The organism is Polaromonas sp. (genome assembly GCF_018780625.1).
GTDB lineage: Bacteria > Pseudomonadota > Gammaproteobacteria > Burkholderiales > Burkholderiaceae_C > Polaromonas.
In genome coordinates, this window is the sequence record NZ_JADMJK010000042.1 from 1 (window position 1) to 8,990 (window position 8,990).

General features: G+C 65.4%; 8 protein-coding genes and 1 pseudogene. 2 read left to right on the top strand and 7 right to left on the bottom strand.

Going from position 1 to position 8,990, the window contains the following annotated elements:
• The 4 genes and pseudogenes from IV091_RS03195 to IV091_RS03210 all read right to left on the bottom strand — a co-directional run.
• Positions 1 to 100, bottom strand: a pseudogene (locus tag IV091_RS03195) (DUF4126 domain-containing protein); the annotation flags it as partial.
• A 171-nt stretch (positions 101 to 271) separates the two neighbouring features.
• Complete coding sequence (locus IV091_RS03200; RefSeq protein ID WP_293465024.1) at positions 272 to 1,057, bottom strand: enoyl-CoA hydratase/isomerase family protein; 786 nt, start codon at positions 1,055 to 1,057, stop codon at positions 272 to 274.
• Between the two features lie 4 nt (positions 1,058 to 1,061).
• Positions 1,062 to 2,669 carry a carboxyl transferase domain-containing protein gene (locus IV091_RS03205; protein WP_293465027.1) on the bottom strand — a complete coding sequence of 536 codons (1,608 nt, stop codon included), beginning with the start codon at positions 2,667 to 2,669 and terminating at the stop codon, positions 1,062 to 1,064.
• Between the two features lie 23 nt (positions 2,670 to 2,692).
• Positions 2,693 to 4,429: an AMP-binding protein gene (locus IV091_RS03210; RefSeq protein WP_293465030.1), complete on the bottom strand. Its 1,737-nt coding sequence runs from the start codon at positions 4,427 to 4,429 to the stop codon at positions 2,693 to 2,695.
• A 123-nt stretch (positions 4,430 to 4,552) separates the two neighbouring features.
• On the opposite strand from IV091_RS03210, the gene IV091_RS03215 reads away from it, so the two are divergent.
• A complete protein-coding gene (locus tag IV091_RS03215) occupies positions 4,553 to 5,614 on the top strand; it encodes an AraC family transcriptional regulator (RefSeq protein WP_293465033.1) in 1,062 nt (353 codons plus the stop codon).
• A 141-nt stretch (positions 5,615 to 5,755) separates the two neighbouring features.
• Here the strand turns inward: IV091_RS03215 and IV091_RS03220 are convergent, their stop codons facing one another.
• Together IV091_RS03220 and IV091_RS03225 are read right to left on the bottom strand one after the other, a co-directional pair.
• Positions 5,756 to 6,415, bottom strand: coding sequence for an HAD family phosphatase (locus IV091_RS03220; protein ID WP_293465036.1), 660 nt, complete (start codon positions 6,413 to 6,415; stop codon positions 5,756 to 5,758).
• 62 nt (positions 6,416 to 6,477) lie between these two features.
• Positions 6,478 to 6,894, bottom strand: coding sequence for a YchJ family metal-binding protein (locus IV091_RS03225; protein ID WP_293465039.1), 417 nt, complete (start codon positions 6,892 to 6,894; stop codon positions 6,478 to 6,480).
• A gap of 308 nt (positions 6,895 to 7,202) precedes the next feature.
• Between IV091_RS03225 and IV091_RS03230 the strand changes: the two genes are divergently transcribed.
• A complete protein-coding gene (locus IV091_RS03230) occupies positions 7,203 to 7,595 on the top strand; it encodes an RNA-binding protein (protein ID WP_293465042.1) in 393 nt (130 codons plus the stop codon).
• Positions 7,596 to 7,808: 213 nt separating this feature from the next.
• Here IV091_RS03230 and IV091_RS03235 read toward each other — a convergent pair whose 3' ends face one another.
• The gene (locus IV091_RS03235) at positions 7,809 to 8,969 is read right to left on the bottom strand and encodes an aminotransferase class V-fold PLP-dependent enzyme (RefSeq protein ID WP_293465045.1); all 1,161 of its coding nucleotides are present in this window, start codon (positions 8,967 to 8,969) and stop codon (positions 7,809 to 7,811) included.
• Between the last annotated feature and the right edge of the window lie 21 nt (positions 8,970 to 8,990).

Sequence of the window (8,990 nt, forward strand, 5' to 3'; positions counted from 1 at the left end):
CCAGCCCGGTCAGCAGCACCACCAGATACAAGCGCACGCCGCTGGCCCAGCCCAGGGCGCCAGCCAAAGCGATCAGTTGCGCGGTGTCCAGGGCATTCATAAGCCCCCCACGCTTGTCGCTTCGCGTACTGCGCTGCCCCCCGAGGGGGCCGCTGCGCCTGCGGCCCGGCAAAGCCGGTTCCGCGGCCCTGGCTGGGGTGGAACCGCCCCCACGCTTGTCGCTTCGCGTCCTTTGCTGCCGCCTGCGGATGCGCGCATCAGGGGTCGCATGCTAGCCAGCCAGCCACGAAGGCTTGCGCTTTTGCAGGAAAGACTGCACACCCTCCCGGCCTTCGCTGCTGGTGCGGATGTCGGCAATGCCTTCGACGGTGCGGGCGATCAGCGGCGCCTCAATGGCCTGCCCGGCCACTTCCTGCACCAGCCGCTTGCAGCTGCGCACGGCGTTCGGACTGGCATTGACCAGCGCGCTCGTCAGTTCCGCCACCTTGGCGTCCAGGGCCTCGGCGCTGACCACTGCATGCACGAAGCCGATGCGGTGCGCTTCGCTCGCGTCAAAGCGCTCGGCGGTCAAAAAGTAGCGGTGTGCCGCGCGCGCGCCCATGGCGCGGATCACATACGGGCTGATGGTGGCCGGAATCAGCCCCAGCTTGACTTCGCTGAGGCAAAAGTTCGCCGTGTCCACGCTGACCGCCATGTCGCAGGCGGCCACCAGTCCCATGCCTCCGGCATACACATCGCCCTGGATGCGGGCAATGGTGGGCTTGGGGCATTCGTACATCACGCGCAGCATCTCGGCCAGCGCGGCCGCGTCGGCCAGGTTTTCGGCGCGGGTGTAGTCGGCCATGCGGCGCATCCAGTTCAAATCAGCCCCGGCGCAAAAGGCCGGGCCCACGGCGGCCAGCACCACCGCGCGCACCTCGGCACGACTGGCGGCATCCTGGAAGGCGGCGGTAATCTCGGCAATCACCTCGTCGTTGAAGGCGTTGCGGATGTCGGGGCGGCTGAGCGTGAGCGTCAGCACGGCGCCTTGCTGGGTGGTTTGCAGTGCGGTCGTCATGGCATTACATCCTGAACAGGCCGAACTTCGTCTCGGGGATAGGCGCATTCTGCGACGCGCTCAGGCCCAGCGCGAGCACGCGGCGCGTGTCGGCCGGGTCGATCACACCGTCGTCCCACAGCCGCGCCGTCGCGTAGTAGGGATGGCCCTGGTGTTCGTACTGGCTGCGGATCGGCGCCTTGAAGGCTTCTTCTTCGTCGGCCGTCCACGCGCCGCCCTTGCCCTCGATGCCGTCGCGCTTGACGGTGGCGAGCACGCCGGCGGCCTGGTCGCCGCCCATCACGCTGATGCGCGCATTCGGCCACATCCACAGGAAGCGCGGCGAAAACGCGCGGCCGCACATGCCGTAGTTGCCGGCGCCAAAACTGCCGCCGATGATGATGGTGAACTTCGGAACCGCCGCCGTGGCCACGGCGGTGACCATCTTGGCGCCGTTGCGGGCAATGCCTTCGTTTTCGTACTTGCGCCCGACCATGAAGCCGGTGATGTTCTGCAAAAACACCAGCGGAATCTTGCGCTGGCAGCACAGCTCGATGAAGTGCGTGGCCTTGAGCGCCGACTCGCTGAACAAAATGCCGTTGTTGGCGATGATGCCTACGGCCAAGCCTTCGATGTGCGCAAAGCCGCAGACCAGCGTGGTGCCGTAGCGCGCCTTGAACTCGTCGAATTGGCTGCCGTCCACGATGCGGGCAATGATCTCGCGCACGTCAAACGGCTTGCGCACATCGACCGGAATCACGCCATACAGCTCCTCTGCTACAAATTTAGGAGCTATTGGCGCAGATACTGATTGGGCTGGAGCCTTGTTTTTATTCAAATTCTTGACCGAGGCCCGGGCCAGCGCCAGCGCATGCAGGTCGCTTTGCGCCAGGTGGTCGGCCACGCCCGACAGGCGGGTGTGGACATCGCCGCCGCCCAAATCTTCGGCGGTCACGACTTCGCCGGTCGCGGCCTTGACCAGCGGCGGGCCGCCCAAAAAGATCGTGCCCTGGTTCTTGACAATGATGCTTTCGTCGCTCATGGCCGGCACATAGGCGCCGCCTGCGGTGCAGCTGCCCATGACCACGGCGATCTGCGAGATGCCCAGCGCGCTCATGTTGGCCTGGTTGAAGAAGATGCGGCCGAAATGGTCGCGGTCGGGGAACACGTCGTCCTGGTTCGGCAAATTGGCGCCGCCCGAGTCGACCAGGTAGATGCAGGTCAGGTTGTTCTGCTGGGCGATTTCCTGCGCGCGCAGGTGCTTCTTGACGGTCAGCGGGTAGTAGGTGCCGCCCTTCACCGTGGCGTCGTTGCAGACGATCATGCAGTCCACGCCGCTGACGCGGCCGATGCCGACGATCAGGCCGGCACACGGCGCGTCGCCGTGGTACATGCCGAGCGCGGCCAGCGGCGCAACTTCGAGGAACGGCGTGCCGGGGTCGAGCAGCATCTGCACGCGGTCGCGCGGCAGCAGCTTGCCGCGCGCCGTGTGGCGGGCTCTAGCGACTTCGCCGCCGCCGGCAGCGGCCTTGGCGAGCTGCACATGGAGGTCGTCCACCAGCGCGCGCATGGCGGCGGCATTGGCCTGGAAGTCGGCGGAACGGGCGTTGAGTTGGGTGTCTAGCGTGGTCATGGTTCCGATTTCTTTCAGGCGTATCAAGCGGTTTTGTCTTCTTCCAGCCCGAGCTGGTTTTTCATTTCGTCGCGGATCTTGAACTTCTGGATCTTGCCGGTCACCGTCATCGGGAAGCCCGGCACGAAGCGAATGTAGCGCGGCACCTTGTAGTGCGCAATCTTGCCCTTGCAGAAGTCGCGGATCTCGTCTTCGACTAGCGTTTCGCCGGGCCGGGCCACGATCCAGGCGCACAGTTCCTCGCCGTAGCGCTTGTCGGGCAGGCCCACGACCTGCACGTCCTGCACCTTGGGGTGGCGGTATAAAAACTCCTCGATCTCGCGCGGGTAGATGTTCTCGCCGCCGCGAATCACCATGTCCTTGATGCGGCCGACGATGTTGACGTAGCCTTCGCTGTCCATGGTGGCCAGGTCGCCGGTGTGCATCCAGCCGTCGGCGTCAATCGACTCGTGCGTGCGCACCGGGTCGTCCCAGTAGCCGTGCATGACCGAATAGCCGCGCGTGCAGAATTCGCCCGACACGCCGGGCGCGACGATCTCGCGGGTCTCGGGGTCGATGATCTTGACTTCAAGGTGCGGCTGCACCAGGCCCACGGTCGAGACGCGCTTGGCTAGCGGCGTGTCGACGGAACTCTGGCAGCTCACCGGACTGGTCTCGGTCATGCCGTAGGCAATCGTGATCTGGCCCAGGTTCATGTCGCTGACCACGCGCTTCATGACCTCGGTCGGGCACGGCGAGCCGGCCATGATGCCGGTGCGCAAGGTGGACAGATCGAACTCGGCAAAGCGCGGATGGTCGAGCTCGGCGATGAACATCGTCGGCACGCCGTGCAGGCCGGTGCATTTCTCGTCCTGCACGGTTTGCAGCACGCTGAGCGCGTCAAAACCGTCGTTCGGATAGACGATGGTGGCACCGTGCGTCAGGCAGGCCAGGTTGCCCAGCACCATGCCGAAGCAGTGGTAGAGCGGCACCGGGATGCAGAGGCGGTCGGCCGGCGTCAGCTTCATCGCCTCGCCAATGAAAAAGCCGTTGTTCAGGATGTTGCGGTGCGTCAGCGTCGCGCCCTTGGGGAAACCGGTGGTGCCGCTGGTGAACTGCAGGTTGATCGGGTCGGTGGCCTTGAGCGTGGCGGCGATGGCGGCCAGCCGCGCGTCGTCGGGGTTGCCGCTGGTGAGCAGATCGGAGAAGCGCGTCAATCCGGGCTGATCCTCGCCCTGCCCGGCTTCGTCAATCCAGACCACGGTGTGCAGATGCGGCAACGTGACGGATTCAAGCTTTCCGGGCTGGCCATGCGCCCATTCGGGCGCCAGTTCGCGCAGCATGCCGAGGTAGTCGCTGGTCTTGAAGCGCGCCATGGTGACCAGCGCCCGGCAAGCCACCTTGTTGAGTGCGTATTCGACTTCGGCGGTGCGGTAGGCCGGGTTGATGTTGACCAGGATCAGGCCGACCTTGGCCGTGGCCAGTTGCAGCAGCACCCATTCGGCGTTGTTGTGCGACCAGATGCCGACGCGCTCGCCGGGCTGCAGACCCAGGCCCAGCAGTGCGCTGGCCAGGCGATCGGTTTCACGCTGCAGTTCAAGGTAGGTGTAGCGGCGGCCCTGATGGACGCTGACCAGCGCGTCATGGTCGGGCTGGCGCGCCGCGAGGGCGTCAAAAAATGCGCCTATGGGCTGCTCGATCAGCGGCACATCGGTAGCGCCACGGGCGTAGCTGCGCGTGAAAGGTGGCTTGAAGGGCGCGGCGGAAAGTTCTTCGCTCATGGTGGTCTCCTTGCGGCCGCCAGCGTGGGCGGTTTGGGACAGTATGACGCAAGCGCGCCCGCGCCGGCCCACCCGCATGGGCCATGATGGTTGCAAATCGTGCCAGCTGCAGGCACACTCGCCATGATGACCCCGCGCCTTCCCCTGCCCGCCGTCGGCAGCCCCCGCCCTGCCGATACCCCCGCAATCACGCCGATGGCCTTTGTACAGGCCATCGTGCTGGCCTACCAGCGCCGTAGCCTGAGCCCCGACCGGGCACTGGCGCAGGCACAAATTGCGCCATTTTCGGTTGCCGATACGGCATCGCGCATCACGGCCTGGCAGATGGAGCGCATCTCGGGTGCGGCCATGCAGGAGTTGAGCGACGAAGCGCTGGGCTGGTTCAGCCGGCGCCTGCCCTGGGGCAGTTACGGCATGCTGGCGCGCGCCTCCATCAGCGCGCCCAGCCTGGGCGTGGCGCTCCAGCGCTGGTGCCGCCACCACGGGCTGCTGGCCGACGACATCACGCTCACGCTCACGGCATCTGGCGGCACGGCCACGCTGCAGATCACCGAACACCGCGACCTGGGCCCGCTGCGCGAGTTCTGCCTGGTCTCGGTGCTGCGCAACATTCTGGGCGTGGCCTGCTGGCTGATCGACTCGCGCATTCCGCTGCTGGCCGCGCAGTTTCCGTTTGCCGCCCCGCCGCACCAGGGCGTCTACGGCGTGCTGTTTTCCGGCCCCACGGCGTTTGGCGCGTCGCCGGCGGCGATCCAGTTCGACGCACGCTACCTGGCGCTGGCGCTGCGGCGCGACGAGCGCGCGCTCCAGCAGATGCTGCAGCGCGCCCTGCCGCTCACGGTGCTGCCCTACCGGCGCGACCGGCTGCTGGTGCAGCGGGTGCGCCAGGCGCTGGCCAGCCACCCCACGCAAACCCACAACGCCAACGCCGTGGCGGCCCTGCTCAATGTTTCGCCGCGCACGCTGCACCGCCAGCTGAAAGACGAAGGCGCCACGCTGCAGGCGCTAAAAGACGAGGTGCGGCGCGCCTGCGCGCTGGAGTTGCTGCTGCGCACCACCCGCCCCATCAAGCAGGTGGCCGAAGCGGCGGGCTTTCAGAACGAGAAAAGCTTTATCCGCGCCTTCCGGGGCTGGACCGGCCAGTCGCCGGCGGCATTTCGACAAGGCAGGACGCCGATGGTTTGAGACGCCCTATCCGTTCACAACTTCTGTGGACAAGTTTGTGTACGACCATAGGGAAAACCCTCGGATGCATTGCCTGGCGCGGCTTTCAACAGGATGCCTGCCAAACAGGCAGTGTGCGTAAGTCGCGGCCTGGCCGGTCGCTCAGGCCGCCGCCAGCAGCCCCGGCAAGTCGGCCATGTGGACAAACAGGCGGCTCGCACCGGCCTGATGCAGCGCCGCACCCTGTTCGGGCAGCGGGCAATAAGCCCAGACCGTAGCGCCGGCAGCGACGCCGGCCGTCACGCCGGTCGTCGTGTCCTCGATCACCAGGCAGCGCGTCCCGGCCGCGCCCAGGTGCGCGGCGGCGGCCAGGTACACATCGGGCGCCGGCTTGGAGCGCGGCATTTCGTGGCCACTGAAGATGCGGCCCGCAAAATAATCCATCAGCCCGACCTGCGCCAGCTGCATTTCCACCTTGAAGCGGTCGGCGCCCGACGCGCAGGCAATGCGCTCGGCCACATGGGCGTGCGCGGCGGCCACGGCTTCGTGCGCGCCGGCGATCGCCTGCAGGCGCGCCTGAAGTTCGCGGTTGCGCCGGTCATAGAACTCGGCCATCCAGTCCTCGGTCAGCGGCTGGCCGGTTTTGGCTTCGATCAGGAGGCGCTCGTCGCGCACCGCCTTGCCCACGAACACGCGCATGCATTCCTCGGGCGACAACAGCCAGCCGCCTTCTTCGAGCATGTCGCGCAGCACGCCGTTGGTGATGGGCTCGCTGTCCACCAGCACGCCATCGCAGTCGAACAAGATGGCTTCAAAGGTCATGGTTACTCACTTTTTAATAGCTAATGACTACCGTACTTATTGGACCAAAGGCCGATTTCGCACTAAAACTGGTCGCCATCGACGTAAAACCAGCATCCCTGCTCCCGCACAAAGCGGCTGCGCTCATGCAAGCGATGCGCGCGGCCGCCCTCGCGAAAGCGTGCCACGAACTCGACTTCGGCATGGTCGGCGTCGAGCCGCCGGTGCGAGCGCACGTCCAGCCCCAGCCATTTCGTGCCGGGGTCCAGCGTGAGGTCCGTGGGTCGGGTGCTGGCATGCCAGGTGACCAGCAGGTAGTCACGGCGGCCGAGCACGAAAGCGCTGTAGCGCGAACGCATCAGCGATTCGGCGTCGGGTGCGGGCACGGGCGCACGCTCGTCCAGGTACGGGTCGCAGCAGGCGGAAAAAGGCAGGGGCTGGGTTTTGGCTGGTTTGGCCGCAGGGACCGAGGTGCGGCCGCAGGGGCAAGGGTTTGTCATGTCGCTTATTTTTACAGACTTCAGCTTGGCTTCGGCCTTGATGTCAGGAGCGCCCTGGGCCGCGTCTCAACGCCCGCGTGGTGTTGACGAAGCGCAAATGAACGCAAGACTATAGGCAAATCTGGCGCTGAAAGCCAACTATTATTCTTGCCCCGCGTCTCCTGAAGCATAATTGGCGTGTTCGGGTTGAAAATACCCGCACAGATTCGGTGATCGGTAAGTTTCGCGCGCTACAGCGGTACGTTGAAGATTTGTTGTGCTTTCGGGACCCCATCGCTTTTGTTTTTATGTTTTAGAGGAGTCCCAACATGGGCAACAAACTATACGTCGGCAACCTTCCTTACACAGTGCGTGACGAAGATCTGCAACAGTCTTTCGGTCAATTTGGCTCTGTTACCAGCGCCAAAGTCATGATGGAGCGCGACACCGGCCGCTCAAAAGGTTTCGGCTTTGTCGAAATGGGCAACGATGCCGAAGCGCAAGCCGCAATCGCCGGCATGAACGGTCAGTCGCTTGGCGGCCGTAGCATCACCGTGAACGAAGCCCGTCCGATGGAAGCTCGTCCTCCACGTACCGGCGGCTTCGGCGGCGGCGGTGGCGGCTACGGCGGTGGTGATCGTTCCGGCGGCGGCGGCTACGGCGGCGGCGGCGATCGTTCCGGCGGTGGCGGCTACGGCGGCGGCGGTCGCGGCGGCTACTAAGCCCTGCAAACCCAGTCAACGGCAGAAATGCCGTTGCACACCAGCTTTCTCAGCCTTGCGCTGAGCAAAGCAAAAAAGGCTTCGAAACTTCGGTTTTGAAGCCTTTTTTCTTGGGCGCTACCCCATCGCGGTATCACAATTGGGCTGCGGGAGGCAGGAACCCGCAACGCGTGACAAACCCCATGCCAACCAGTTCAAGCCAGGCGCCCCACCTCAGCCAGCAACCGCGTCACCCACAGGCGCCACCAGCCCCATCCGGTCCATTGCCGCAGCCAGTTGCCCCACGGTCCGGTCCACCTGGTGCCACTTCTCCAGCCCGAACAGCCCGACGCGAAAGGTCATGAAATCCGCACCTTCGTCGCACTGCAGCGGCACGCCGGCGGCGGTCTGCAGGCCTTGGTCCAGGAATTTTTTGCCTGACTGGATCTCGGGGTCGGTGGTGTAGCTGACCACCACGCCGGGCGCCTTGAAGCCGTCGGCCGCCACGCTGGGCAGGCCGCGGCTTTCGAACAGCGCACGCACCTTGCTGCCCAGCGCTTCCTGCTCGGCCTTCACCCTGGCGAAACCGTAGGCCTGCGTTTCCTGCATGGCGGCGCGCAGGCGCGTCAGCGCGTCGGTGGGCAAGGTGGCGTGGTAGGCATGGCCGCCTTTTTCGTAGGTTTCCATGATCTGCAGCCACTTCTTCAGGTCGCAGGCAAAGCTGGTGCTGGCGGTGCCTTCAATGGCCGCGCGGGCGCGCTCGCTGAGCATGACCATGGCGCAGCAGGGCGAACTGCTCCAGCCTTTTTGCGGCGCAGAAATCAGCAGGTCCACGCCGGTGGCTTGCATGTCCACCCACATGGCGCCCGAGGCGATGCAGTCGAGCACGAACAGGCCGCCCACGGCATGCACGGCGTCAGCCACAGCGCGCAGGTAGTCGTCGGGCAGGATCATGCCAGAGGCGGTTTCGACATGCGGCGCAAAAACGACGGCGGGCTTTTCGCGGGCGATGGCCGCCTGCACCTCGGCAATCGGTGCGGGCACCCACGGGGCCTGGGCGCCGGGGCTGGTCTTGCGGGCCTTGAGCACGGTGGACGATGCGGGAATGTTGCCCATGTCGAAGATCTGCGTCCAGCGGTAGCTGAACCAGCCGTTACGGATCACCAGCACCGGCTTGCCGGTGGCGAATTGACGCGCCACGGCTTCCATGCCGTAGGTGCCGCTGCCGGGCACCAGCGCCACGGAATGCGCCTTGTACACGTCTTTGAGGATGCGGGAGATGTCGGTCATCACGCCCTGGAAGCTGCGCGACATGTGGTTGAGCGCGCGGTCGGTATAGACCACCGAGAACTCAAACAGGCCGTCGGGGTCGATGTTGGGCAAGAGTCCGGGCATGGTGTTGTCTCCCTGTCGTTG

Bases quoted from the DNA above. Each gene is read 5' to 3' on its own strand.
- IV091_RS03200 (WP_293465024.1), bottom strand. From the start codon at position 1,057: ATGACGACCGCACTGCAAACCACCCAGCAAGGCGCCGTGCTGACGCTC.
- IV091_RS03205 (WP_293465027.1), bottom strand. From the start codon at position 2,669: ATGACCACGCTAGACACCCAACTCAACGCCCGTTCCGCCGACTTCCAG.
- IV091_RS03210 (WP_293465030.1), bottom strand. From the start codon at position 4,429: ATGAGCGAAGAACTTTCCGCCGCGCCCTTCAAGCCACCTTTCACGCGC.
- IV091_RS03215 (WP_293465033.1), top strand. From the start codon at position 4,553: ATGATGACCCCGCGCCTTCCCCTGCCCGCCGTCGGCAGCCCCCGCCCT.
- IV091_RS03220 (WP_293465036.1), bottom strand. From the start codon at position 6,415: ATGACCTTTGAAGCCATCTTGTTCGACTGCGATGGCGTGCTGGTGGAC.
- IV091_RS03225 (WP_293465039.1), bottom strand. From the start codon at position 6,894: ATGACAAACCCTTGCCCCTGCGGCCGCACCTCGGTCCCTGCGGCCAAA.
- IV091_RS03230 (WP_293465042.1), top strand. From the start codon at position 7,203: ATGGGCAACAAACTATACGTCGGCAACCTTCCTTACACAGTGCGTGAC.
- IV091_RS03235 (WP_293465045.1), bottom strand. From the start codon at position 8,969: ATGCCCGGACTCTTGCCCAACATCGACCCCGACGGCCTGTTTGAGTTC.